We start from the raw sequence: 26,359 nt of genomic DNA on the forward strand, positions 1-26,359 counted from the left end.
GATCGGACGAGTAGCGGGACAGCAGCGGCACAGACACAGGGCAAGGCGCCCGGAACCGAGAGGTTCCGGGCGCCCCCGTATGCGTACCCCTGTACCGCTATACCGCTCAGGCCTCCGTCGCCACCGGCCCCGTCCCCACGGACTCCGCGTTGCGCCGCGTCTTCGCCCAGCCGTTGCGGCCCCGCAGCAGGCGCAGGAACCCGCGCGCCGACACGACGAACACGTGGTACGCGTACAGCCACAGCGCGAGACCCCACAGCAGGCCCGTCAGCCGGGAGCGGTCGGGGGCGAAGTCCCGGCGGTAGAGCGGGCCCCAGGCCACGAACGGCAGCACCGACAGGGCGCAGAGGACCAGGATCAGCGGCCAGTTGCCGAGGAACGCGTCCCGCATCGAACCGCCCGCCACGACCGCGCCGAGCAGCAGCACGCTCAGGATGAGCGTCGCGACGTGTGCGAGGGGCTGCATGAAGGTGTACAGGGTCTCCAGGACGCCGCGGCCCGAGTAGTGCCGGGAGCCGACGATGCGGGGCGCGTAGCGCACGCACTGGAGGTTGCCCTGGGCCCAGCGGGTGCGCTGGGTGAGGAAGCGGCGGGCGCGCGGCAGGCCCTCCTGCGAGACGTAGGTGTCCGCGATGTGGGCGACGCGGTAGCCGCCGAGGATCATGTGCAGGCCCAGCTCGTAGTCCTCCAGGAGCGCGTCGCGCTGCCACGGGCGGCGCTCGGCGGCCGCGATGCGGTCGAGCGCGGTGAGCCGGGTGAACTGGCCGTTGCCGCCGAGGCCGACGGAGCCGGTGCGGCCGCGAAGGAGCTGCATGCCCGCGTTGGACACCGCGAACTCCATGTCCTGCATGCGCACGAGCAGCCGCGCGAAGGCGTTGGCGACCCGCCCGTGCTCCGGCAGTGGACGCGCCTCGGTGACGTTGCGCATCCTCACGCTGACCTGCACCCCGCCGGTCTCCGGGTCACCGAAACCGGCGTCGCCGCTGACCCGCGCGAGCGCGTCCGGGGCGAGCCGCCCGTCGGCGTCGACGACGCACACGACGGCGCGCGAGCGGTCGGCGGCCTCCGGCAGGAAGTCGTTCAGCGCCGCGTACGCCGAGTTGAGGGCCGCGCCCTTGCCGATACGGGCGTCGGGGCGACGGCGCGAGACCAGGTGCACGTGGCTGTCGCCGTCGGCGAGCGCGGTGACGACGGCCGCGGTGCTGTCGTCACTGTCGTCGTCGACCACCCACACGTGGGCGGCAGGAAAGTCCGTACGCAACTGCGTGACGGTCGCGCCGATGACGGTCTCCTCGTCACGGCACGGCACGAAGAAGTGCCAGTCGAAGGCGGCTGGGTCACCGTCGGGGACGGCCTCGCGGCGCGTGTACGCGTGCCGGGCACCGGCCCAGTAGACGAGGAAGCAGGCGAGCAGGAAGAAGGGCAGGGCGTAGAGGAGGTAGTGGGGGGTGAGCACGGGGTCCTCGGGGGTTGGGGGGCTTCTGGGTGCTGGGGGGGGTGGTGGCGCGGCGGAGGGTCGGGTGGGGGGTTCCGGGACCGTCCGGTGGGTGGGGGTTCCCGCCCCGGTCCGGCGAGCGGGGCATTTGAGCCCGTCCGGCGTTTGAGGACGAGGCCCGAAGGGCCGAAAGGCGGGGGGAGAGGGGGCGCAGCCCCCATAGGGTCAGGCGGCGACGGAGAGACGCGCGGGCCGGCCGGAGGCCACCGCGCCCAGGAGGGCCACGATCCGCTGGGAGGCGAGGCCGTCGCCGAACGGCGAGGGGGTGTCGGCGAGCCGGCCGAGGCCGGAACCACCTTCGGCGAGCCGACGCCGCACAGCCCGACCGATCGCCCGCCCGGGGGCGACCAGTTCGGCGAACCCGGAGTCCATGGCCTCCGGCCGCTCGGTGGAGCGCCGGACGACGACCAGCGGCCGCCCGAGCACGGTGGTCTCCTCCTGAACACCCCCGGAGTCCGAGACGATCACGGCAGCATGCCGGGCGAGCGCGAGGAACTCCCCGTACCCCAGCGGCGGCAGCGGAGTGAGCGCGGCCATCAGATGGCCGAGCCCCGCGGCCTCCAGACGGGCCTTGGTCCGGGGATGGACGGCGAAGAGAACGGGCATCTCGGCGGCGAGAGCGGCCAGCTCGGTGAGGATCGCGCGCAGCGCGGCGGGGTCGTCGGTGTTCTCGGGCCGGTGCACGGTGGCGAGGAGATACCGGTCGGCGGTGACGCCGTGTGCCGCAAGCAGCGCGGAGCGCTCCTCGGCGGCGGGCAGGTGCTCGTGCACGGCCTCGACGACGGTGTTGCCCGTCACGGCGACGCGTCCGGCCGGGACGCCCTCGGCGCGCAGCAGGTCCCGGTTGTCCTCGGTGGCCGCGCACAGCACGTCCGCGAGCTGGTCGATGACGACGCGGTTGTGCTCCTCGGGCATCGCGCGGTCGTGGCTGCGCAGGCCCGCCTCCACGTGTACGAGGGGGATGCCGCGGGCGTTCGCGGCGAGCGCGCCCGCGAGGGAGGCGTTGGTGTCGCCCTGCACGACCACGGCCAGCGGGGGTTCCGCCGCGAAAAGGGCGTCCAGCTGGGTGAGGGCGCTGGAGATCTGTACGGCGCGGGGCTTGCCGCCGACGCCCTCCAGGAGGGTCGGCTCGGGGAGGCCCAGCTCCGTGAGGAAGCGGCCGGAGAGGTCGGCGTCGTAGTGCTGGCCGGTGTGGACCAGGTGCGCGGCGGGGCCCAGGAGGCGGATCACGGGGGCGAGCTTGACCAGCTCGGGGCGGGTGCCGAGGACCACCGCCACGGAGTGGCGGGGCAGGGTGGTCATGGCTATCTGGGTCACCGGGGCGGGCGTCACGAAGGCTCTCCTGGCAGGTGCGGTGCTGCGCTGTGCGGGGTGGACAGCAGGAGCGTGCGGTGTGGGGGTTGCCGGGGTGGGGGGCCTTCGGTTGCTCTCCGGTTGCGAGCCGTCGCCCGAGGCTTGTTCGGGGCCAAGGCCCCGGCCCGTTGGTCCCGGCCGGATGGGACCTTGGGCCCTGCCGGGGGCTCCCCAAGCCCGCCCCTTCCCGCTGCATCCATGAGCGGCTCCGCCGCGGGCAGGGGCTGCCGCCCCCGGACCCCCGCCATCGGCCTGAACGGCCTCGTCCTCAATCGCCGGACGGGCTAAAAGATCCGCCCGTCGCCGTGAGGGCGATCGCCGGAAGGGCTCAACATGCCTGGCCGTGAGCTCAAGATTCCTCCCCGCGGTAGCGATAGCCCAGGCCCCGTACCGACTCCAAAGGGTCCTCGCTGTCCCCGACAGCCAGTTTTCTGCGTAGGCGCAGCACCGCGAACTTCACGCGTTCGCGGCCCGTGGCGTCGGGGTCGTCCCAGACGAGGTCGAGGAGTTGTTCGGTGGTGACGACGCGGCCCCGGTTGCGTACGAGGACTTCCAGGAGGCGGTACTCGATGGCGCTCAGGCGGGTCTCGTGGCCCTGCCAGACGGCGGAGCGGCGTTCGGGGACGAGTCTGAGGCCGGCCTCGACGTAGTCGCCGCGCCACTGCTCGGGGTTGCTGCGGCGGAGGAGGGCCTCGACGCGGGCGAGGAGCTCCAGGTGGTCGAAGGGCTTGCAGAGGTAGTCGTCGGCGCCCGAGCGCAGGCCACGGACGCGTTCGGCGGGACTGGTGCGGCCGGAGAGGATCAGGACGGGCAGGTCGGTGAGGTCGCGGGTGCGGTCGAGCACGTCCCAGCCGTCGAGGCCGGGCAGGACCAGGTCCAGGACCATCAGGGCGGGGCGGCGGGCGAAGAGGAGCCGCAGCGCCGCCTGGCCGTCGTCGGCGGCCACGACCTCGTACCCGGCACGGGTGAACAGCACGCGCAGCGCGAGCCCGAGGTCGGGGTCGTCCTCGACGAGGAGGAGGCAGGTCATTCCGGGCGGCCGGTTCCGGGCCCGCCGTCGGTCGACGGGGTGCCGCTGTCAGGCGGGGCGTTGCTGCCAGGCGGGGTGCCGCTTCCGGGTGGGCCGCCCGACGGCAGCCAGACCTCCATCGCCGTGCCGTGGCCCTCCGCGCTGTGCACCGTCACCGTCCCCGCGTGCACGCGCACCGCGTCCCGTACGACGCTCAGGCCAAGCCCGGTGCCGGGGTAGGGGCCGCGGCGGGCGTTCGGGGCGCGGACGAACTCGGTGAAGACCTCTTCCTGGAACTCCTTGGGGATGCCGATGCCGTCGTCGCGGACGGTGAACTGCCAGCCGGGGTAGGGGAGTTCGACGTCGAGGGCGCCGCCGTCGCGCGGGTGGGCCGTCACGGCGACGGCGCCGCCCGCGGGCGTGAACTTCACGGCGTTGTCGAGCAGCGCGGCGAGCGCCCGCTCCAGGCGGTCGGCGTCGGCGACGAGCGGGGGCCGTTCGGCGGGCAGGTCGAGGCTCAGGAAGACGCCGCCGCGGGTGGCCTGCGGGGTGGTGTCGGAGACGAGGCGGGTCAGCAGCGGGCCCGGGTCGAGCGGGGCGTACGCGGGCGGGGTGGTCGCGGCCTCCGCGTACCGGTGCAGGAGGCCGTCCGCCATGTCCTGCATGCGCTGGGCGCCGCGCCGGATGGTGTCGACGTACTCGCGCTGCGCGGCGCTGAGCGTTCCTGCGGCCGGGTCGGCGAGCAGTTCGCAGAAGGTGAGCACGGTGGACAGCGGTGTACGCAGCTCGTGCGAGGTGCGGGCGGCGAACTCGGCGCGGTCGCGGGCGAGTTCGCCGAGCGTGCCGATGTGCCGGTGCAGGTCGTTCTCGTACCGGCGCTGCTCGGTGATGTCCTCGACCAGCCACAGGACGCCGAGACGGGCGTCGCCGGTGTCGATCGGCTGGCGGCTGCGGAGCAGCGTACGGCCGTCGCGGAGTCCGATCTCCGCCTTGCGTACGAACTGGCTGCGCAGCGCGCGAACGGCCCCGGCGTCCGCGTCCGGAAGCAGACGGCGTACCGCCTCGGCGATGGGTTCGGCGGAGGCGCCCGTCGACAGGTCGACGCCCTCGATCCCGCAGACCGTCGCGAACTGCGGATTGGCCGCGACGACCCGGTCGTCGTCCCCGACGAGCAGTGCCCCGAGCGGGATCGCCCGGAGCACCGCGTCCGTGAACGGGGCGTGCAGGCCCCGCGGCTCACCGCTCACGTGGCGGGCTCGGCCACCGGCAGGCCCGCCCGGCCGTGGGCGGTCGCGGGCGCGAGGCCGAGGCGCTCCAGCTCGGCGTCCGCGAGTGCTTCGAGCACGCGCGGGTCGGCGCCGCGCCAGCCCTCGGCGAGGCTGCCGGGGGTGGCGTCGGGCAGGCCGGGGGTGTGGGCGAGGGCGGCGGCGGTGGCGGCGACCTCGTCGAGGGGGCGGAGCAGGGAGCGCAGGGCGAGGAGTTCGCGGCCGTCGTCGGACTCCGCGAGCTCCCGCGCCGCGGCGGCCTGCCGGACCCAGCGCAGGCGGCGCGGCAGCCAGGCCACCAGGAGCAGGCCGACCGGGACGAGGAGGAGGGCGACCGCGCTCACCACGAGCCCGGCGCGCATCGTCACCGGGTCGATGTCGTCCACGACGCCCACGACGGAGCGCAGCGCGGCGCCGACGTCGTCGCCCACGACGGGCAGCCGCGCGGCGGGCGAGCCGGAGGAGGCCACCCCCGAGTCGGGTCCCGGCCGGGTGAGCAGTACGGCGAGGCGGTACGCGACGACCGCGGCGGCGGTCCAGGCCGCGGTCCACAGCAGGACCGCGGCGTCACCGGCGAGCTGACGGGTCCGTCGACCCGGATTCTGGGCATACCACATGGTCCGATTGGAACCCCGGTTCGCGCGCGGGCGGGGCAGCCGCGCCGTGCGTACACCCGTTTCGCGGGGCGTGCTTGCGGATCTTGCGGGGGTGTGGCCCGGCGCCTGTCCGGTCCAGGCCCCTCTCGGGCGTGCGGTGGGGTCATCAACCCGGCGGCTTCGACATCAGGGCCAAAAGTCCGATGTGTCCGTGCCAAAGTCCCATGGATGATGGAAGGACCATGTACGACCTGCCCGCCGCCGAGGCGCTACGCAAGGCGGCGGCCGCGACCCGTCGCCTCGCCCGGCGTTGCGCACGCGAACCACGGGCCCTGGATCTGCTCACCGCCCTGGCCTGCCTGGCCCTGATGGCCCTCGACGTGCCGGGCCTCGCCGCCGAGGACAACTCGCTCAACGGCGTCGTGGCCACCCTCGTGCTCGCGGCGGGCGCGGCGACGCTGCTGGTGCGGCGGGCCGTGCCCTGGGTGCCGTTCCTGATCGCGCTGGTGCTGCTCGGCTGGCTGCACGAGCTGACGCTGGCGCAGTTCGCGCTGTACTCGCTGGGGCGGTACCGGGGGCGGCTCGCCGGGATCGCGGGGGTTGTTCTGTACGTGGCGTTCGCGTACGTGATGTTCACTCTGCCGGGCTGGCCGGTGCACCGCGGGGACACGCTCAGCGAGTTCCTCAGCCTGGTCGTGCCGATCGGCGCGCTCGCGGCGGGGGTGGGGGTCGCGGCCAACCGGCAGGACCTGGTGCGGGCGCTCGAGGCGCAGCGGGCCGAGACGCAGGCCCTGCAGGCCGTGCAGCGGGAGCGGTCGCGGATCGCGCGGGACGTGCACGATTTCGTGGGGCGCGAGCTGACGCTGCTGAGCGTGCGCTCGCAGGTGCTTGCCCGGCGGGCCGGGGACGCGCCGTGTGCGGACGGGTTCGACGAGCTGTCGGAGACGGCGCGTTCGGCGCACCGGATGCTCAACGAGATCATCGTGCAGCGGGGGGTGGACGGGGCGCCCACGCCCGGCCTTGAGGCGCTGGCCGAGCTGGCCGGGGCGAGTGGGCGGGCGGGGAGTCCTGTGGAGCTGGTCGTCGACGGCGCCGCGTACCGGCTGTCGCCGTTGCGGCAGGCCGCGGTGCACCGCGTCGTGCAGGAGTGCCTCACCAACGCGGCCAAACACGCACCGGGGGCGGCCGTGGCGGTGTCCGTCCGCGTGGCCGACGGGCGGCTTCGGGTGCGCGTACGCAATGCCTTGCCTGCAGGGCTGCCGACGGCCGCGCCCGTGTCCGCCGGCACCGGCACCACCGGAATGGCCGAACGCGTCCGCGCGGTGGGCGGCACCTTCTCCGCAGGCCCGCATGCCGACGCCTACGTGGTCGAGGCCGACCTCCCCACCGGCGACCTGACGTGACCCTCGCGGGGGCGCCCCAGTCCCGCCCCCTTCCCGCTGTATCGATCAGCGGCTCCGCCGCGGGCAGGGGCTGCCGCCCCTGGACCCCGCTGATCGGCGCTCCGCGCCTCGTCCTCAATCGCCGGACGGGCTAAAACAACCCAGCCGCACCGGCAAGATACGGCCCCGCCGGGCTAGGTAAAGCCTGCCCGGCGTTTGAGGGCGAGGCGCGAAGCGCCGAAAAGGGGGAGAGGGGCGAAGCCCCAGACGGGGGACGAGCCGCGCAGCGGCGAGCTGCGGCAAACCCCGCCCACGGCAAGCGGCCCCGTCCCCCCGCCCGGCCCGAGGGCTACGCCGCGGACATCACCCGCTCCAACCCGTCGAAGTCCTCCACGCACTTGCCGCAGCCCAGCGCCACGCTGTCCAGCGGGTTGTCGGCGACGAAGACGGGGATGCCGGTGGCGGAGGCGAGGCGCAGGTCCAGGCCGGGGAGGAGGGCGCCGCCGCCGGTGAGGACGATGCCGTGCTCCATGACGTCGCCGGACAGCTCGGGCGGGCACTCCTCGAGGGTGGTGCGCACGGCGGCGATGATGGCCTCGACGGGCTCGTCGAGCGCGCCGCGGACCTCCCGCACGGTCAGCTCCACCGTCTTCGGCAGCCCGCCGACCTTCTCGCGGCCCCGCACCGTGAACGTCCGCTCCTCGAAGTCGTCCGCGCCGGGCACGGGCCACGCCGACCCGATGCCGACCTTCACGTCCTCGGCGGTGCGCTCACCGATGAGGAGCGCGTGCTCGCGGCGTACGTAGTCGGTGATCGCGGCGTCGAGCCGGTCCCCGCCGACCCGCAGGGACTGGGACGTGACGATCCCGCCGAGGGAGATGACGGCGACCTCGGACGTGCCGCCGCCGATGTCCACGATCATCGACCCGCGCGGCTCTGCCACCGGAAGGCCCGCCCCGATCGCCGCCGCCATCGGCTCCTCGACCAGATGGACGGCCCGCGCCCCGGCCCGCTGCGAGGCGTGCACGATCGCCCGCCGCTCGACCTGCGTGACGCCGCTGGGCACGCAGATCACCATGCGCGTACGGGGCCTGCGGCCGGGCACGGCCTTGCGGACGAAGTGCCGGATCATCTCCTCGGCGGCCTCGAAGTCGCTGATCACGCCGTCCTTCAGGGGGCGGATCGCGGTGATGGAGCCGGGGGTGCGGCCGATGGTCTCCTTGGCCTCCGTCCCGACGGCGAGCGCGTGCCGCGCGCCCTCCTTGACGGCGACCACGGACGGCTCGTTGAGCACGATCCCCTGCCCGCGGACGTAGAGAAGAGTGTTGGCGGTGCCGAGGTCGATGCCTATGTCCATGATCGCCAAGTTTGCCCAACAGTTCCGGACAACGGAGGGACCAAGGTCCCGAAACGGACAGGCCAAAAGTCCCGACCGGCTCGGCATCAGCCCGTCCGGCGCTTGAGGACGAGGCCCGAAGGGTCAAAGAGGGAGGAAAGGGGCGAAGCCCCATACAAACGCCACCCCCACGGCCCAAGGCGCCCCCGCCAGAGACCTCCGTAGACTGGCGTATGTGAGCCACCTCCCTCCGAACGACAGCCCGCACGACGACGAGCACGGCCCCGCCGACGACACCGCCGGATTCGACGAATTCGACGAGATCGTCGGGGCCGAGACCGACCGTGACCCCGATCTCGCCGTGATCGAGGCCGGCAGCCGCACCCTGCGCGCGCAGGGCAGCCGACCCGATGCCGACGTCCCGGCCCGCCCGGCCGACCCGGAGGTGGACGAGGCGCTGCGGGCCGTCGAGGCGGAGCTCGCGGGCCGCTGGGGCGAGACGAAGCTGGACCCGTCGCTCGCCCGCATCGCCGCCCTGATGGACGTCCTCGGTGAGCCCCAGCGGGCGTATCCGTCGATCCACATCACGGGGACGAACGGCAAGACGTCCACGGCCCGCATGGTCGAGGCCCTCCTCGGCGCCTTCGAACTGCGCACGGGGCGGTACACGTCGCCGCACGTCCAGTCGATCACCGAGCGCATCAGCCTGGACGGCGCCCCCATGTCCCCCGAGCGCTTCATCGAGGCGTACGAGGACATCAAGCCGTACGTGGAGATGATCGACGCCAAGGAGGAGCACCGGCTCTCCTTCTTCGAGGTCCTCACCGGCATGGCTTACGCGGCGTTCGCGGACGCCCCCGTCGACGTCGCCGTCGTCGAGGTCGGCATGGGCGGCACCTGGGACGCCACGAACGTGATCGACGGCTCCGTCGCCGTCGTCACCCCCATAGACCTGGACCACACCGACCGCCTCGGCAGTACGACCGCCGAGATCGCCGCGGAGAAGTCCGGCGTCATCAAGCCGGACGCCACGGTCATCCTGGCCCAGCAGCCCGTCGACGCCGCCCAGGTGCTCCTGAAGAAGGCCGTCGAGGTGGACGCGACGGTCGCGCGCGAGGGCCTGGAGTTCGGCGTCGCCGCCCGCCAGGTCGCCGTCGGCGGCCAGCTCCTGACCCTGCGCGGCCTGGGCGGGGAGTACGAGGAGGTGTTCCTGCCGCTGCACGGCGAGCACCAGGCGCACAACGCCGCGGTGGCCCTCGCCGCCGTCGAGGCGTTCTTCGGCATCGGCGCCCAGCACGCCCGCCCGCTGGACATCGACACGGTCCGCAAGGCCTTCGCCTCGGTCGCCTCGCCCGGCCGCCTCGAAGTCGTACGCCGCTCGCCCACCGTCGTCCTGGACGCCGCGCACAACCCCGCGGGCGCCCGTGCCGCGGCCGCGGCCATCGGCGAGGTCTTCGACTTCAGCCGCCTCATCGGCGTGATCGGCGTCAGCGACGACAAGAACGCCCGCGGCATCCTGGAGGCCTTCGAGCCGATCTTCGCCGAGGTCGTCATCACGCAGAACTCCAGCCACCGTGCCGCCGACGCCGACGAGCTCGCGGGTCTCGCCGTCGAGGTCTTCGGCGACGACCGCGTGCAGGTCGAGCCGCGCATGGACGACGCCCTGGAGGCCGCGATCACCCTGGCCGAGGAGGAGGGGGAGTTCGCCGGCGGCGGCGTCCTCGTCACCGGCTCCGTCATCACCGTCGGCGAGGCCCGACTGCTCCTGGGGAGGGGCTGACAGCTGTGCGCACGCTCTGTTCGTCGACGCTGATCGGCGAGTTCTTCGTCATCGGGTTCGCCGGTCTGGTCGCCATGAAGGACCCGGACCTTCAGACGAGCACGGTCTGGACGGTCTGCGGCGTCGCCATGGCGCTGTGCGTCCTGCTGTGCGGGATGGTCACCCGGCCCGGCGGCGTCCAGCTCGGCTGGGCGCTGCAGATCGCGCTGATCGCCAGCGGTGTCGTGGTCCCGATGATGTTCTTCATGGGCGCGATGTTCGCCGCCCTGTGGTGGGCGTCCGTGCACTTCGGCCGCAAGATCGACGAGGCGAAGGCGCGCTTCGCGGCCATGGCCGAGTCGGGCGCGGGGGAACCGGCCGAGGCCGGCGGCGCCGCGCCGTCCGGGGGATAGCCGCTTACCACCTACCGGGGCGACACACTGCGTAGCCGCCCCGGTATCGTGCGGGCATTCCCACGGAAACGTAAAAACACCTCTTGGAGCCGCACACCATGAGCGAGCGCACTCTCGTCCTCCTCAAGCCCGACGCCGTCCGCCGAGGCCTGATCGGCGAGATCATCGGCCGTATCGAGCGCAAGGCGGGCTGGACCCTCTCCGCGCTCGAGCTGCGCTCGCTCGACCAGGCGACCCTGGAGCAGCACTACGGCGAGCACCAGGGCAAGCCGTTCTACGAGCCGCTGGTGGCCTTCATGTCCTCCGGGCCCGTCGTCGCCCTGGTCGTCGAGGGTGAGCGCGTCATCGAGGGCGTACGCGCCCTCGCCGGGCCGACCGACCCGATCGCCGCCGCCCCCGGCTCCATCCGGGGCGACTTCGGTGTGATCGTCCGCGAGAACCTGATCCACGCCTCTGACTCCGCCGAGTCCGCCGAGCGCGAGCTGAAGATCTTCTTCCCCGGCCTCGTCTGACGCGTCAGGAATTCAGCGGCGATCCGTCAGGATTCCTTGATGGCTCCATTGACGCACGGTCAGCAACACGGCCGGAAATAGGGGCCCCGCCGACCTGGGACGGCCGGATAAATCCGGCCGTCCTTTGGCATATGCGGCCCGATTGGGGGAACCCGTCCCCCCGATGGCACGTCTCCAGAAGCGGGGCGGCTCATCATCTGCTGACAATGGCGCAGACCCTCGCGCCGTGTCCGTGCGGGCGAGACTACGATGGAAGCCTCCACGCCACACAGCACCCACCTCGCCTACCTAACAAGCCATCACACGCTCCACTAGGGAAGGCCAGACGCATCCTCATGGGGAACAACATGTCGTTCATCGGCCGTGACATGGCTGTCGACCTCGGGACCGCCAACACGCTGGTGTACGTCAGGGGTCGGGGGATCGTACTCAACGAACCGTCCGTCGTCGCGATCAACACCAACACCGGCGGCATCCTCGCGGTCGGCGCCGAAGCGAAGAAGATGATCGGGCGCACACCCGGCAACATCGTCGCCGTGCGCCCGCTGAAGGACGGCGTCATCGCCGACTTCGAGATCACCGAGCGGATGCTGCGCTACTTCATCCTGAAGATCCACAAGCGCCGCTATCTGGCCCGCCCGCGCGTCGTGGTCTGTGTGCCCTCGGGCATCACGGGCGTCGAGCGCCGCGCGGTCATCGAGGCCTCCTCGCAGGCTGGCGCCCGCCAGGTGCACATCATCGAGGAGCCCATGGCCGCGGCCATCGGCTCCGGCCTCCCGGTCCACGAGGCCACCGGCAACATGGTCGTGGACATCGGCGGCGGCACCACCGAGGTCGCCGTCATCAGCCTCGGCGGAATCGTCACGGCACAGTCCATCCGGGTGGCCGGCGACGAGCTGGACAACGCGATCATCCAGCACATCAAGAAGGAGTACTCCCTCCTCCTCGGCGAGCGCACGGCCGAGCAGATCAAGATCACCATCGGTTCCGCGTACGACATGGACGCCGACGAGCACACCGAGATCCGCGGCCGCGACCTGGTCTCCGGCCTGCCGAAGACCGTCGTGATCTCCGCCGCCGAGGTCCGCAAGGCCATCGAGGAGCCCGTCAACGCCATCGTCGACGCGGTCAAGACGACCCTCGACAAGTGCCCGCCGGAGCTCTCCGGTGACGTCATGGACCGCGGCATCGTTCTCACCGGCGGCGGTGCCCTCCTGCGCGGCCTCGACGAGCGGCTGCGCCGCGAGACGGGCATGCCCATCCACATCGCCGAGGACCCGCTGGACAGCGTGGCGCTCGGCTCCGGCAAGTGCGTCGAGGAATTCGAGGCACTCCAGCAGGTGCTCGACGCCCAGCCGCGCAGATGACGTGACGCGTCGACGTCCGCCGTACGAGTGCCTGTCACCTCGTGCGGCGGATCGTTGATATAGAGGCAACACTGAGATACCTGAGCACACCGAGAACACTGAGAGAACAAACAATGCCGCGGCGCGCTCGCACGCCCGCGGTTTCATAGATTTCCCACTCAGCACATTCCGCATATTCCGACTTGAGGAAGGCACGGCCGCCGCACGTGAGGGACACACGAGAGAGCCGGCTGCTCCTGGTGCTGCTGATCGCCATCGCGTTCGCTCTGATCACGGTGGACATCCGCGGCGGCGAGGATTCGCCGGTCGACGGTGCCCGCCAGGCCGCCGCCACGGTCTTCGGCCCGGTCGAGGACGGCATGTCGTCCGCCGTCGACCCGATCGGCAACGCGATCGGCGCGGTCCGCGACTCCGGTGACCGCCACGACCGCATCGCCGAACTGGAGCGGCAGAACGCCGCGTTGAAGGCGAAACTCGGCAGCGACGACCGCAACCGCAGCCGCGTCAAACAGCTCGACACGATGCTGAAGACGGCGGGCGCGGGCCAGTACGGCATCAAGGGCGCGGAAGTCATCGGCATAGGAGCCGCCCAGGGCTTCTCCTGGACGGTCACCATCGACGCCGGCGCCAACGACGGCCTGAAGCGCGACATGACGGTGCTCAACGGCGACGGCCTGGTCGGCCGCGTCACCACCGTCGGCCCGTCCACCGCCACGGTGCTGCTCGCCAACGACCCCGACTTCACCGTCGGCACCCGCATGGAGAAGACCGACGAACTGGGCTTCGCCTCCGGCCAGGGAGACCGCCCGCTGCGCGTCCAGTTGCTCAACGGCAAGTCGAAGGTCAAGAAGGGCGACCGCCTGGTGACCTTCGGCTCCCAGGCCGACAGGCCGTTCGTGCCGGGCGTCCCGGTCGGCGAGGTCGTCCGCGTCGACCCGTCCGGCGGCGACCTCACCCGCAACGTCTACGTCCGCCCCTACGTCGGCTTCACCAAGCTCGACGTCGTCGGCGTGGTCGTCGAGGCCCCCCGCGAGGACCCCCGCGACACGGTGCTGCCGCCCAAGCCCGCCAAACCCAAGCCGGCCCCCACGGTGACGGTCACGGCCACGCCGTCCGGGGAGCCCCCGGCCGACGGCGCAGACAACGGCAACGAGCAGTAGGAGCACTGAACCAGCCATGCGCTTCAACCGGATCCTGCTCTCCAGCACCCTCGTCGTCGTCGCCCTCGTCGTCCAGGTCAGCGTCCTGGCCCGGCTCCAGTTGCCCGGCGCCGTGCCCGACCTGGTGCTCCTGACCGTCCTCGGACTCGCCCTCGTGTACGGCCACACCGGCGGCGCCCTCATCGGCTTCGGCGCGGGCCTGCTCACCGACCTCGCCCCGCCCGCCGACCACGCCGCCGGGCGCTACGCCCTGGTCCTGTGCGTCATCGGCTATCTCGCCGGCCTCGCCAAGCCCGAGACCGGCCGGCTCCGCTCGGCCAGCGGCCCGCTCGTCGTCGTGGTCGGCGCCGCCCTCGGCTCGACGCTGCTCTACGCCGGCGTGGGCGCCCTCGTCGGCGACGACGCGGCCCGCCACGTCGGCCTCGGCGGACTGCTCTTCACGGCCGCGCTGTACGACCTGCTGCTCGCGCCGTTCACCATCCCGCTGATCATCGCGCTCGCCCGGCGCGCCGAGAACGATCCGCTGGGAGAGACCTCCGCCAACACCAAGGCGGCCGACGTCTCCTCCGGCTTCCTCTCCTCCGGCACCGGCCTGAGCATCGGCAACCAGCGCGGCGGCGGCCTGCGGATGAAGGCCGCCAAGGCCCGCGTCGCCCGCGCCGGACGCATCAAGGGGGTCAAGCGCCTGTGAGCGCCCAAGCGCCTGTGGGCGCCCAGAACTCGACGTACGGAAGCGAAAGGGGAGGGGTGCAGCAGTGACCAATATTCCGGAGACGGGCCGCACCCCACGCGTCCAGATCCGCCTCGTCATCATCCAGATCCTCGTCGTCTCGCTGCTCCTCACGCTCGGCGGACGCCTGTGGTACCTCCAGGTCCGCAACGGCGCCGAGTACGCCGAGGAGGCCTCCGGGAACCACGTCCAGCAGGTCGTCCAGCCCGCCGTGCGCGGCTCGATCCTCGACGCCCGCGGCGTGCCCATCGCCGACAACCAGACCCGACTCGTCGTCTCCGCGTCCCGCACGGACCTGATGAAGATGAGGGACGACGGCAAGGGCGTACTCGACAAGCTCGCCGGGGTCCTGAACATGACCCCCAAGGAAGTCGGCGACAAGGTCAGGCTCTGCGACTCCAAGACCCCCCAGCCCTGCTGGAACGGCTCGCCCTACCAGCCCATCCCGATCACCGACGAGGCCACGCCCAAGCAGGCCCTGCAGATCCGTGAGCGCTCCGAGGACTTCCCCGGCATCACCGCCGAACCCACCGCCGTGCGCCGCTACGGCGCCCCCGGCAAGTCCAACACCGCCCAGGTCCTCGGCTACCTCTCGCCCGTCACCGACGACGAGATCAACAAGGCCAAGGACAGCGAGTCGCCGTACCTGCGCTCCGACCAGGTCGGCCGCTCCGGCCTTGAGCGGACGTACGACAAGCAGCTGCGCGGCAAGGCGGGCGTCACGCGCTACGAGGTCGACAACCTCGGCCGGGTGATAGGGAAGGCCGACTCCGACCGGGCCCAGCCCGGCTCCAACGTCGTCACCAGCATCGACGCGCGCGTCCAAGCCGTGTCCGAGTACTGGCTGAACGACGCGATGAAGAAGGCCCGCGACGAGTTCGACGACAACACCGGCGAGAACTACAAGGCCGACGCGGGCGCCGTCGTCGTCATGGAGAACAAGACCGGCCGCATCGTCTCCATGGCCTCCAACCCCGCCTACGACCCCAACGCCTGGGTCGGCGGCATCTCCGGCAAGGACTACGCCAGGCTCACCGGCAAGAAGTCCAACTACCCGCTCCTGAACCGGGCCATCCAGGGCCAGGCCGCCCCCGGCTCGATCTTCAAGGTCATCCCGACCACCGCCGCCGTCCACGCGGGCTACGAGTTCAACGGCCGCTACCCGTGCCCCAGCTCGTACTCCATCGGCGGACAGGTCTTCAAGAACTTCGAGTCCCAGGGCCACGGCAGCATCACCCTCGGCCAGGCCCTCGAGGTCTCCTGCGACACGGTCTTCTACAAGCTCTCGCACGACCAGTGGGCCAAGGACGGCGGCAACAAGCCGAAGAAGGACGCCAAGGACTGGTTCTACAAGACCGCCCACGAGTTCGGCCTCGGCAAGGAGACCGGCATCGACCTGCCCAACGAGGTCACGGGCCGCGTCCCCGACCGCCAGTGGAAGAAGGACTACTGGAAGGCCAACAAGGACGCCTGGTGCAAGCAGGGCAAGAAGGGCGGCGAGTACGCCGAGCAGATCGCGTACGAGAACTGCCTCGAAGGCATGAAGATGCGCGCCGGTGACTCCGTCAACTACTCCATCGGCCAGGGCGACACCCTCGTCACGCCGATACAGATGGCCACGATCTACTCCGCCATCGCCAACGGCGGCACCATGTACAACCCCACCGTCGGCAAGGCCATCGTCAGCGCCGACGGCAAGCGCGTCGAGGAGATCGCCCCCAAGTCCCACGGCAAGCTGCCCATGGACGCGGCCCTGCGCAAGGACATAGACGGTGCCCTCGCGGACGTCGCGACCAAGGGCACCGCCGCCTGGCGCTTCGGCGGCTGGCCGCAGGACAAGATCCCGATGCACGCGAAGACGGGTACGGCCGAGGTCTACGGCAAGCAGACGACGTCGTGGTTCGCGACGTACACCAAGGACTACTCGGTCGTGATGACGATCTCCCAGGGCGGTACGGGCTCCGGCGCGTCCGGGCCCGCCGTCCGCAAGATCTACGACGCGCTCTACGGCCTGGACGAGGAGGGCAACCAGGACCTGAAGAAGGCCCTGCTGCCCGAGCCGCAGAAGTCCCTGCCCAAGATCCAGCCCGACGGCTCCATCGACGCGCCCAAGGTCAAGCCGTACAAGCCGGCGAAGCCGAAGCCGCCGACCGAGCAGACGGAACTGGCCGGACCCCCGGCGAACGGGAGGCGTGACTAGCCATGGCCGGCACCGGAGGTTTCACCGTCTCGGGCTACGGCCCCGAGCGCTCCACGATGTCCCGTCTGTTCGCCCGCGACTCGATACTGCGCAGGCTCGACTGGGTGATACTGCTCTGCGCCCTCGCGCTGTCCGCGATCGGCTCCGCGCTCGTCTACTCCGCGACCCGCAACCGCACCGAGCTCGTCGGCGACGACCCGTACGCCTTCGTGATCAAGCACGTCATGAACATCGGCATCGGGCTCGCCCTGATGACCGCCACGATCTGGCTCGGCCACCGCACCCTGCGCACGGCCGTGCCGATCCTCTACGGCCTCTCGGTCTTCCTCGTCCTGCTCGTCCTCACCCCGCTCGGCGCCACCATCAACGGCGCCCACGCGTGGCTGGTGATCGCCGGGTTCTCGCTCCAGCCCTCCGAATTCGTCAAGATCACCATCATCCTGGGCATGGCGATGCTGCTCGCCGCGCGTGTGGACGCGGGCGACCGCGAGCACCCGGACCACCGCACGGTGATGCAGGCGCTCGGCCTCGCGACCATTCCGATCATGATCGTCCTGCTCATGCCCGACCTCGGCTCGGTCATGGTCATGGTGATGATCGTGCTCGGCGTGCTGCTCGCCTCCGGCGCCTCCAACCGCTGGGTCTTCGGGTTGCTCGGCGCCGGCGCGCTCGGCGGCGTCGCCATATGGCAGCTCGGCGTCCTCGACGACTACCAGATCGCCCGCTTCGCCGCCTTCGCCAACCCCGCCCTCGACCCCGCGGGCGTCGGCTACAACACCAACCAGGCGCGCATCGCGATCGGTTCGGGCGGCCTCACCGGCACAGGGCTGACCAAGGGCTCCCAGACCACCGGCCAGTTCGTCCCCGAACAGCAGACGGACTTCGTGTTCACCGTCGCGGGCGAGGAGCTCGGTTTCGTCGGCGCGGGCGCGATCCTGCTGCTGCTCGCCGTCGTGCTCTGGCGGGCCTGCCGCATCGCCCGCGAGACGACCGAGCTGTACGGCACGGTCGTCGCCGCCGGGATCATCGCCTGGTTCGCCTTCCAGGCCTTCGAGAACATCGGCATGACCCTCGGCATCATGCCGGTGGCCGGTCTGCCACTGCCCTTCGTGTCGTACGGAGGGTCATCGATGTTCGCGGTCTGGGTGGCCGTGGGCCTGCTCCAGTCCATCAAGGTGGAGCGCCCCTTGTCGGCCTAGCGCCGACGAGGGCTGCCCAAGTCGGCCGATCGCGTCTAGATTCGGTTCATGGCGGACACGAGGCGCGAGACTGCGACGAAGCGCGAGATCGAGCGGAAGTACGACGCCGGGGCCGACGGCGGGCTCCCCGACCTACGGGGAGTCGCCGGGGTGGCCGACGTCATCGACAAGGGCGTCGCCGAGCTGGACGCGGTGTACTACGACACCGCCGACCAGCGACTCGCCGCGGCCTCCATCACGCTGCGGCGCCGCACCGGCGGCGCCGACGCGGGCTGGCACCTGAAACTGCCGGTCCCCGAGATGGAGGGCGCCCGCGACGAGGTGCACGCGCCCCTGTCCGACGACGTGCCGCGCGCCCTCATCGGCCTCGTCCGCTCCCGCGTACGCACCGCCGAACTCACCCCGATCGTCCGCCTCCGCTCCTCCCGCGAACTGCGCCACCTGGTCGACGCCTCCGGCGCCCTCCTGGCCGAGGTGAGCATCGACGGCGTCCGGGCCGACCGCCTCGCGGGCGGCACCGACGCCACGGCGTGGACGGAAATCGAGGTGGAGCTCGCCGACGGCGGAGACCCGGCCCTCCTGGACAAGGTCGAGAAGAAGCTGCGCAAGGCGGGGGTGCACAGGTCCACTTCGTCGTCGAAGCTGGCCAGGGCGCTGCGCGAGACGGTGGACCCGGCGGGCGGTCCCGCCCCTGTCCCTGCCGCCGCTCCCGCCCCCGTGGAGGACTCTGCGGGCGCCCAGGTCCTCGCCTACCTCCGCGAGCAGCGCGACGCCCTCGTGGACCTGGACCCCGCCGTCCGCCAGGACCTCCCCGACTCCGTGCACCAGATGCGCGTGGCCACCCGCAGGACCCGCAGCGCCTTCAAGTCGTACGCGAAGTTCCTGGACCGCGCGGTCACGGACCCGGTGGGCGAGGAACTGAAGTGGCTGGCGGCCGAGCTGGGCGTGGACCGCGACCGCGAGGTCCTCACGGAACGCCTCACGGAGGCCATCGCGGCGGTCCCCAGGACCCTCCTCCTGGGCCCCGTCCGCGGCCGCCTGAAGATCTGGAAGGTCGCGGGCCGCGCGGGCTCGCGCCGCAAGACCGTCGCCGTACTCGACAGCGGCCGCTACCTCGCCCTGCTCGACCGCCTCGACGCCCTCCTGGCCGACCCCCCGCTCCGCAAGGCCGCCGAGACCCCCGCCGCCGAGGCCCTGCCCAAGGCGATGCTCAAGGACTACGGCCGCCTGGCCACCCGCGTCGACCACGCCCTGGCCCTGACCGCCGGCGAGGAGCGGGACGTGGCGATGCACGAGGCCCGCAAGGCCGCCAAGCGCGCCCGGTACGCGGGCGAGGCGGCGGGCCCCGCCCTGGGTAACCCCGCCGACCGCTTCGCCAAGCGGATGAAGGCCGTACAGAAGGTCCTCGGCGAGCACCAGGACAGCGTGGTCGCCCGCGAGGCTCTGCGGCACCTGGCGATCCAGGCGCACGCGGCGGGCGAGTCCGCGTTCGTCTGGGGCCTGCTGTACGGCCGCGAGGAGGCGGCCGCGGCGGCCCGCGAGCGGGAGCTGCCGGGGGTGTGGGAGCGGGCTTCGCGGCCGAAGGTGCGTGCGGCCCTCGGCGGCTGAGGGCCCGCGCGGGGGTCGGCCGATCGGGGTACGGACAGTGGCCCGCGCCACGTTAGGCTTGAGGGTCACCCCTGTCAGCTCACGAAGGTCCAGCGATGTCTGTCGAGTCGGTTTTCCCGCAGCTCGAAGCCCTGCTCCCGCATGTGCAGAAGCCGATCCAGTACGTGGGCGGTGAGCTCAACTCCACCGTCAAGCCCTGGGACGAGTGCGACGTCCGCTGGGCGCTCATGTACCCGGACGCGTACGAGGTCGGCCTGCCCAACCAGGGCGTCATGATCCTCTACGAGGTCCTGAACGAGCGCGAGGGCGTCCTCGCCGAGCGCACGTACAGCGTCTGGCCCGACCTCGAAGAGCTGATGCGGGAGCACAAGGTCCCGCAGTTCACGGTCGACAGCCACCGCCCGGTGAAGGCGTTCGACGTGTTCGGCCTGAGCTTCTCCACGGAGCTCGGCTACACGAACATGCTGACCGCCCTGGACCTCGCGGGCATCCCGCTGGAGTCCAAGGACCGCGGCATCGACGACCCGGTCGTCCTGGCCGGCGGCCACGCCGCGTTCAACCCCGAGCCGATCGCCGACTTCATCGACGCGGCGGTCGTCGGTGACGGCGAGCAGGCCGTCCTGGAGATCACCGAGATCATCCGCGCCTGGAAGGCGGAGGGCCGCCCCGGCGGCCGCGAGGAGATGCTGTTCCGCCTCGCGAGGACGGGCAACGTCTACGTCCCCGGTTTCTACGACGTGGAGTACCTGCCGGACGGCCGCATCGCCCGTGTCGTACCGAACAAGAGCGGTGTCCCGTGGCGTGTGTCCAAGCACACCGTCATGGACCTCGACGAGTGGCCCTACCCCAAGCAGCCGCTGGTCCCGCTCGCCGAGACCGTGCACGAGCGGATGTCCGTGGAGATCTTCCGCGGCTGCACGCGCGGCTGCCGGTTCTGCCAGGCGGGGATGATCACCCGCCCGGTCCGCGAGCGTTCGATCACGGGTATCGGCGAGATGGTCGAGAAGGGCCTGAAGGCGACCGGCTTCGAAGAGGTCGGCCTGCTCTCCCTGTCCTCCGCCGACCACACCGAGATCGGTGAGATCGCCAAGGGCCTCGCCGACCGGTACACGGAGGACAAGATCGGCCTGTCCCTCCCGTCGACCCGCGTGGACGCCTTCAACGTCGACCTCGCCAACGAGCTGACCCGCAACGGCCGCCGCTCCGGCCTGACCTTCGCCCCCGAGGGCGGCAGCGAGCGCATGCGCAAGGTCATCAACAAGATGGTGTCCGAGGAAGACCTCATCCGCACCGTCGCCACCGCGTACGGCAACGGCTGGCGCCAGGTGAAGCTGTACTTCATGGTCGGCCTGCCCACCGAGACCGACGAAGACGTCCTCCAGATCGCCGAGATGGCGGCCAACGTCATCGCCAAGGGTCGTGAGGTCGCGGGCAACGACATCCGCTGCACGGTCTCCATCGGCGGCTTCGTCCCCAAGCCCCACACTCCCTTCCAGTGGGCCCCGCAGCTCTCCGCCGAGGAGACGGACGCCCGCCTCACCAAGCTCCGCGACAAGATCCGCGGCGACAAGAAGTACGGCCGCTCCATCGGCTTCCGCTACCACGACGGCAAGCCCGGCATCGTCGAGGGCCTGCTCTCGCGCGGCGACCGCCGCATCGGCTCCGTCATCCGCGCGGTGTACGAGGACGGCGGCCGCTTCGACGGCTGGCGCGAGCACTTCAGCTACGACCGCTGGATGCAGTGCGCCGAGAAGACGCTCCCCGAGTTCGGCCTGGACGTCGACTGGTACACGACGCGCGAGCGCACGTACGAGGAGGTCCTGCCCTGGGACCACCTGGACTCCGGCCTCGACAAGGACTGGCTCTGGGAGGACTGGCAGGACGCCCTCGACGAGACCGAGGTCGACGACTGCCGCTGGACGCCGTGCTTCGACTGCGGCGTGTGCCCCGCCATGCAGACCGAGATCCAGGTCGGCCCGACGGGCAAGAAGCTGCTGCCGCTTTCGGTGGTCAACAAGTAGGGGTTGGCCGGCGGGCCTTCGCGAGCCGGCGTGGGTGCGTGAGGTATGCGCCCCTGAGGGGCGCGGGGCTGTGTCGATTTGCGGCTCCGCCGCGTGGGCGCGCTCAGCGCGCGAACAGCCGCAGACGCGTCTGCTCAGTTCCGAGCAGACGCGTCTGCGGCTTTTTCGTGGCTGGTCGCGCAGTTCCCCGCGCCCTGCGTTCGGCGCGGCCGCGCCCAGGCCCAGGCCGAGGCGTACGACCCGGCGGCGCGGCAGTTGGTCCTGGACTGGGAGCTGCCCAACTACGGCGTCGTACCCGCGACGAAGTCGGTGCGGTATCTGATCAACGCCGACGAGGACAAGGAAGTGCCGCGCCCGGTGACCCAGCGCCGGGCGCTGTACCGCGACGTGCTCGCCCAGAGCGTGCTCCTCGTGCTGCACGACCTCTTCGCGGCCGACGAGCACGGCGTGCTCGACTCCGTGGCTCTGAACGGGTTCGTGGACGAGCACGACCTGGCCACGGGACGGCAGGCCCAGATCTTCGGTGAGCTGCCTCGCCGGCGGGCTCAGAGGGCAACTCGCCGCGCGGCCGGACCAGCTCACGGCGGTGCGCCCGGCACGCAGGCCGCACGACGTGGGCAACCACGTCGTCACCCACGGCGGCGACGGCGAGGAACCGGATCTGTACGCCATGGACCCGCTCGTGTTCGAGGCCCTCGTCGCCGACCTCTTCCGCGCCATGGGCATGCAGGCGGTGACGACGCGGAGCTCCAACGACGGCGGCGTGGACGTCGACGCCCTGGACCCCACCCCGATCCGCGGCGGCAAGATCGTCGTGCAGGTGAAGCGCTACCGGAACACCGTGCCCCCGACGGCGGTCCGCGATCTGTACGGCACGGTCCAGCACCGCGGCGCCAACAAGGGCGTCCTGGTCACCACTTCGGGGTTCGGCCCCGGCTCGCACACCTTCGCCAACGGCAAACCCCTTGAACTCCTCGCGGGCGGTGAACTCGTCGACCTGCTGCACCGGCACGGCCTCCGCGGCCGCCCCGGGGACACCGCGGCACCCGCGCCCGCCGCCCCGGACCCCCGGCCCGAGCCCGAGCAGTACAACGTCCTCGGCATGTCCTGGACCGGCCGCGTCGCCCTCGACGTCTGCGCCCTCGTCTGCTCCGGCACCCGCGTCCTCGGCGACGACTACTTCGTCTTCTTCAACAACGAACGCACACCGGACGGTTCCGTCCGGGCACAGGACGCCACCCCGCCCGACAAGGCCGCGCTCCGCGTCGCCTTCGACGACCTGCCCCCGGCCGCGGACCGCCTCGCCCTCGTGGCCGCCGTCGACCCCGTCGCCAACCCGGACGCCGACCCGTCCGGCTTCACGGACGCCCGCATCCGCCTGCTCGACCCGTCGATGGCGGAACTGGGCACCCTCGAAGTCTCCGACGGCCGCTCCGGCGAAACGGCCCTGGTACTCGGCTCCTTCCGCCGCCGTGCGAGCGGCGACTGGGACTTCGTCCTCGGCGGCAGGGGCTGCACGGGCGGCCTGGAGCAACTGCTTCCGGACTACGGCATCGCGGTCGAGTAGGCACACGCACGCGCCGTAGGCTGACCCGTCGAGTGACGCGGTACGCGTACGACGAATCGGATCGACAAGGCAGGAGCCGTACGGACGCCCAGCGCGTCCAGGACGACATGGACCTGGAGAAACGGCCTGCGGCGCCCCCGCCGGAACAGCCCCCCGCACGAACCGAGCGACCTCCCGCGCAGCCCGAAGGCTGTCTCGTCGTCGCCATCCGGCTGCCGGTCCGCATTCTCGCGCTGGTGTTCGTGGTGCCGGTGCGGCTCGTGTGGGACGCGCTGGTCGTGGGCGGCCGGTTCGTACGGGACACCGCGCTGCGGCCCCTCGGCCGGGCGCTCGCCTGGCTGGGGCGGACCCTCGTGGTGGTGCCGCTGAGCGCGCTGTGGCGGTACGTCCTCGCTCCGGTGGGCCGGGCGCTCGGGATCGCCGCGGTGTTCCTCGGCAAGTGCCTGTTCGTCTGGCCCTGGGTGGGGCTGTGGCGCTATGTGGTCGTGCCGGTCGCGCTCGGGATCGGCTGGCTCCTCCGGGTGCTGCTCGTGGTGCCCGCGGTGTGGGTGTACGTGAGTGTGCTGACGCCGGTCGGGCATGCGATCGCCTGGGCCGCGCGGGGTGTCGGTGCCGGGATCATGTGGCTCCTGCGGGGCGTGGGGACCGGGGTCGGGTGGCTTGGGCGCGGTGTGGGGTGGCTGCTGCGGGTGCTGCTCGTGGTGCCCGCGGTGTGGATCTACGTCAGTGTGCTGACGCCCGTCGGGCACGCGATCGCCTGGGTGGCGCGCGGCATCGGCGCGGGGACCATGTGGGTGCTGCGCGGGATCGGGTTCGTCGTCGGCACGCTGCTGCGGTGGATCTTCGTGGTGCCCGTCGTGGCGCTGTGGCGGTGGGTGCTCGCGCCGATCGGGCGGGGCATCGCCGTGGTGGCGCGCGAGATCGGGGACGCGCTCGGGCACGCGTGGCGTGTCGCCGGGCATGTGTCGCGGGCCGTGTGGCGGTTCTTCGGGCAGCTCCTTCGGTGGATCTTCGTGACCCCCGCGCGCTGGGTCTACCGCGCCGTCCTCACCCCCGTCGGGCACGCCGTCCGCGACCTGGTGTGGCGCCCCGCCGCCGACGCGGTCCGCGCGGCCGGACGGGCCACCCGCCAGGCCCTCGCCGCCGCCCGCCAGAGCGTCCGCCAGGCCCGCGCCGACGTGCGGCGGGCCCTCTTCGGGCAATCCCGGGAGCGGGTGCCGGCCGCGGAGGTCCCGCAGGCCCGGCGGGAACCGGACACTGCCCAGGGACGTACCCTGGGCAACAGCACGACCGTACTCACGAAGGAATAGACCACTGGGCAAGCGACAGCCTGAGGGCCCGCCCCCCGCACCGGCGGTGCAGCGCATTCGACTGCGCTACACCAAACGCGGCCGCCTCCGGTTCACCAGCCACCGTGACTTCCAGCGCGCCTTCGAGCGGGCGCTGCGCCGCGCCGAGGTGCCGATGGCGTACTCGGCGGGGTTCACCCCGCACCCGAAGGTGTCGTACGCCAATGCCGCACCCACCGGCACGGGCAGCGAGGCCGAGTATCTGGAGATCGCGCTCACCGAGCACCGCGACCCGCGAAAGCTGTGGGAGCTGCTCGACGAGTCGCTGCCCGACGGGCTCGACATCACGGACGCCGTCGAGGCCCGCACCTCGGGCCTCGCCGACAGGCTCACCGCCTCCGTGTGGGAGCTGCGTCTGGACGGCGTCGAGCCCGCGGACGCCGAGCGCGCCGCCGCCGCCTTCAGCGCCGCCGAGACCGTCGAGGTCCAGCGCCGCGCGAAGAACGGCATGCGGACCTTCGACGCCCGCGCGGCCGTCGTGAGCCTGGAGGCCCTCGGCCCGGAGGCGCTCGCTTCCCGTGCCGATAGGCCGACCGACAAGCCCTGTGCGATACTGCGGCTGGTTGTACGGCACGTGACACCTGCCGTCCGACCCGACGACGTCCTGTCCGGTCTCCGAGCTGTGGCCGACCTGGCGCCGCCGGTCCCCGCAGCGGTGACCAGGCTGGCGCAGGGGCTTTTCGATGACGAGACCGGCACGGTGACCGACCCGCTCGCGCCCGACCGCGAGGCAGACACGGCCGCACCGGCCGCTGGGCACCCCCTCTCGGGGGTCGCCGATTCTGCCGCCGCGAAGGCGCCGGAGTAGGGACAGTCCCGCGCAGGGATGTTCGCCGAGAACACCGCAGCGCCACCCTCGTACTCGGGAGCCACCTGGGTCGGGCGGCGCACTGACCAGAAGACTTTCGCCAGGCCGTCCGCACAAGCGGCGTACGGAACCGGCGAGACAAGACACAGAGAGCTCCCGTGCGGCGCCCACGCCCCCGGATGGCGGCCCCGCGCAGCAAGCGAGGGCCGCGGATACGTCCGGTAAAGGCGCGGCGCCCGGGAGCGTGACGGGAGAACCGCCCGCATGCTTGAGCCGAACGACCCCACTGAGGGTTCGAACAACAGCACACCCAGCGACACCCTGCCCCCGCGCCGCCGGCGCCGGGCCGCGTCGCGTCCCGCGGGACCGCCCGCGGGCACCACCACGGACGCCGCGCCGGCCATACCGGCCACCCCCGCCACCGCCGTGGACACCGCTCCCGTCGACGCCGACGTGGAGCCCGAAGAGCTTGACGAGGCCGCCGAGGCCGCTGAGGCCGCTGCGCTCGAAGAGGCCGCTGTGACGGCCGAGGCGCCCGCTGCCGCCGTCGAGGAGACCGCCCCCGCCCGCACGCGCCGTCGTGCGACGCGCCGGGCCTCCGCGCCCGCCGGTGCGCCGCAGGGCGCTGTGTCCGCCGACGCACCGGCCGAGTCCGGCCAGGCCGCCGAGTCCGCCGCCGAGCCGGTGGCCGCCGCTGCCGAGCCCGCCGCCGACGAGGCCGCGCCCGCTCGTACGCGTCGTCGTGCGACCCGTCGCGCCTCCGCGCCCGCCGGTGCGCCCCAGACCGCCGCCGGAACGGAGCAGTCGGCCGCCGTCGTCGCCGAGAGCCCGGCCGAGCCCGCCGCGCAGGCCCCCGAGAGCGCAGCGCAGGCCACCGAGAGCGCGCCGCAGGCGGCTCAGCCGGAGGCCGACGCCGCCCCGCGCCGCGCCCGCCGCCGCGCCACCCGCACCGCGTCCGCGCCCACCGCCGAGGCGAAGGCCGCGGAGACGGCGCAGGCTCCGGAGACTGTGCAGTCGGGCGCCGCTGAGGCCACCGAGGCCGTCGCGGCCGTCGCGGCCACCGCGTCCGTCGACGTCGCCGAGACCCCGGCCGCCGAGGCCGACGCCGGCCCGCGCCGCGCCCGCCGCCGCGCCACCCGCACCGCGTCCGCGCCCACCGCCGAGGCGAAGGCCGCGGAGACGGCGCAGGCTCCGGAGACTGTGCAGTCGGGCGCCGCTGAGGCCACCGAG

19 protein-coding genes and 2 pseudogenes are annotated in these 26,359 nt (G+C 72.3%); 15 read left to right on the forward strand and 6 right to left on the reverse strand.

The genetic code is table 11. The annotated features are described in order from the left end of the window. Window positions 1-106 precede the first annotated feature (106 nt). From IEY91_RS33625 to IEY91_RS33645, 5 genes are all read right to left on the reverse strand, one after another. A complete protein-coding gene (locus tag IEY91_RS33625; RefSeq protein WP_164325060.1) occupies window positions 107-1,456 on the reverse strand; it encodes an XrtP-associated glycosyltransferase in 1,350 nt (449 codons plus the stop codon). Between the two features lie 204 nt (window positions 1,457-1,660). Next, window positions 1,661-2,797, reverse strand: a complete 1,137-nt coding sequence (gene wecB, locus IEY91_RS33630) for a non-hydrolyzing UDP-N-acetylglucosamine 2-epimerase (protein ID WP_189176899.1) — start codon at window positions 2,795-2,797, stop codon at window positions 1,661-1,663. Between the two features lie 400 nt (window positions 2,798-3,197). Then, window positions 3,198-3,878 carry a response regulator transcription factor gene (locus IEY91_RS33635; protein ID WP_164325062.1) on the reverse strand — a complete coding sequence of 227 codons (681 nt, stop codon included), beginning with the start codon at window positions 3,876-3,878 and terminating at the stop codon, window positions 3,198-3,200. Beyond that, window positions 3,875-5,104 carry a PAS domain-containing sensor histidine kinase gene (locus IEY91_RS33640; protein WP_189176877.1) on the reverse strand — a complete coding sequence of 410 codons (1,230 nt, stop codon included), beginning with the start codon at window positions 5,102-5,104 and terminating at the stop codon, window positions 3,875-3,877. The genes IEY91_RS33635 and IEY91_RS33640 overlap by 4 nt, the downstream gene beginning before the upstream one ends. Beyond that, window positions 5,101-5,739 (reverse strand): hypothetical protein, encoded by a 639-nt coding sequence (locus IEY91_RS33645; RefSeq protein ID WP_164325066.1) that lies wholly within the window; start codon window positions 5,737-5,739, stop codon window positions 5,101-5,103. The genes IEY91_RS33640 and IEY91_RS33645 overlap by 4 nt, the downstream gene beginning before the upstream one ends. Window positions 5,740-5,942: 203 nt before the next feature. On the opposite strand from IEY91_RS33645, the gene IEY91_RS33650 reads away from it, so the two are divergent. Continuing rightward, window positions 5,943-7,121: a sensor histidine kinase gene (locus tag IEY91_RS33650; protein ID WP_229697398.1), complete on the forward strand. Its 1,179-nt coding sequence runs from the start codon at window positions 5,943-5,945 to the stop codon at window positions 7,119-7,121. Window positions 7,122-7,449: 328 nt separating this feature from the next. Here the strand turns inward: IEY91_RS33650 and IEY91_RS33655 are convergent, their stop codons facing one another. Then, the gene (locus IEY91_RS33655) at window positions 7,450-8,457 is read right to left on the reverse strand and encodes a rod shape-determining protein (RefSeq protein ID WP_189176878.1); all 1,008 of its coding nucleotides are present in this window, start codon (window positions 8,455-8,457) and stop codon (window positions 7,450-7,452) included. A 214-nt stretch (window positions 8,458-8,671) separates the two neighbouring features. On the opposite strand from IEY91_RS33655, the gene folC reads away from it, so the two are divergent. The 14 genes and pseudogenes from folC to IEY91_RS33725 all read left to right on the forward strand — a co-directional run. Further along, window positions 8,672-10,216: a bifunctional tetrahydrofolate synthase/dihydrofolate synthase gene (gene folC, locus IEY91_RS33660; protein ID WP_189176879.1), complete on the forward strand. Its 1,545-nt coding sequence runs from the start codon at window positions 8,672-8,674 to the stop codon at window positions 10,214-10,216. A gap of 5 nt (window positions 10,217-10,221) precedes the next feature. Next, window positions 10,222-10,608 (forward strand): DUF4233 domain-containing protein, encoded by a 387-nt coding sequence (locus tag IEY91_RS33665; protein WP_189176880.1) that lies wholly within the window; start codon window positions 10,222-10,224, stop codon window positions 10,606-10,608. Between the two features lie 98 nt (window positions 10,609-10,706). After that, window positions 10,707-11,120: a nucleoside-diphosphate kinase gene (gene ndk, locus IEY91_RS33670; protein WP_164325076.1), complete on the forward strand. Its 414-nt coding sequence runs from the start codon at window positions 10,707-10,709 to the stop codon at window positions 11,118-11,120. A 347-nt stretch (window positions 11,121-11,467) separates the two neighbouring features. Next, the gene (locus IEY91_RS33675; RefSeq protein WP_030362602.1) at window positions 11,468-12,487 is read left to right on the forward strand and encodes a rod shape-determining protein; all 1,020 of its coding nucleotides are present in this window, start codon (window positions 11,468-11,470) and stop codon (window positions 12,485-12,487) included. A 206-nt stretch (window positions 12,488-12,693) separates the two neighbouring features. After that, complete coding sequence (mreC, locus tag IEY91_RS33680) at window positions 12,694-13,647, forward strand: rod shape-determining protein MreC (RefSeq protein WP_164325078.1); 954 nt, start codon at window positions 12,694-12,696, stop codon at window positions 13,645-13,647. 16 nt (window positions 13,648-13,663) lie between these two features. Beyond that, entirely contained in the window at window positions 13,664-14,338 is a 675-nt protein-coding gene (gene mreD / locus IEY91_RS33685) for a rod shape-determining protein MreD (RefSeq protein WP_164325080.1), read from the forward strand. 64 nt (window positions 14,339-14,402) lie between these two features. Beyond that, window positions 14,403-16,577 (forward strand): penicillin-binding protein 2, encoded by a 2,175-nt coding sequence (gene mrdA / locus IEY91_RS33690; RefSeq protein WP_164325082.1) that lies wholly within the window; start codon window positions 14,403-14,405, stop codon window positions 16,575-16,577. Window positions 16,578-16,579: 2 nt separating this feature from the next. Further along, window positions 16,580-17,776: a rod shape-determining protein RodA gene (gene rodA / locus IEY91_RS33695; protein ID WP_164325085.1), complete on the forward strand. Its 1,197-nt coding sequence runs from the start codon at window positions 16,580-16,582 to the stop codon at window positions 17,774-17,776. A 48-nt stretch (window positions 17,777-17,824) separates the two neighbouring features. Continuing rightward, entirely contained in the window at window positions 17,825-19,384 is a 1,560-nt protein-coding gene (locus tag IEY91_RS33700; RefSeq protein ID WP_189176881.1) for a CYTH and CHAD domain-containing protein, read from the forward strand. Between the two features lie 95 nt (window positions 19,385-19,479). Then, entirely contained in the window at window positions 19,480-21,405 is a 1,926-nt protein-coding gene (locus IEY91_RS33705) for a TIGR03960 family B12-binding radical SAM protein (protein ID WP_164325089.1), read from the forward strand. A gap of 225 nt (window positions 21,406-21,630) precedes the next feature. After that, window positions 21,631-22,972: pseudogene (locus IEY91_RS33710) on the forward strand (restriction endonuclease); the annotation flags it as partial. 107 nt (window positions 22,973-23,079) lie between these two features. After that, window positions 23,080-24,282, forward strand: a complete 1,203-nt coding sequence (locus tag IEY91_RS33715) for a hypothetical protein (RefSeq protein WP_189176901.1) — start codon at window positions 23,080-23,082, stop codon at window positions 24,280-24,282. Window positions 24,283-24,328: 46 nt separating this feature from the next. After that, window positions 24,329-25,129: a TIGR03936 family radical SAM-associated protein gene (locus tag IEY91_RS33720; protein WP_189176882.1), complete on the forward strand. Its 801-nt coding sequence runs from the start codon at window positions 24,329-24,331 to the stop codon at window positions 25,127-25,129. Window positions 25,130-25,393: 264 nt separating this feature from the next. After that, window positions 25,394-26,359, forward strand: a pseudogene (locus IEY91_RS33725) (Rne/Rng family ribonuclease); the annotation flags it as partial.

This window comes from Streptomyces lasiicapitis, assembly GCF_014646335.1.
Lineage (GTDB): Bacteria > Actinomycetota > Actinomycetes > Streptomycetales > Streptomycetaceae > Streptomyces > Streptomyces lasiicapitis.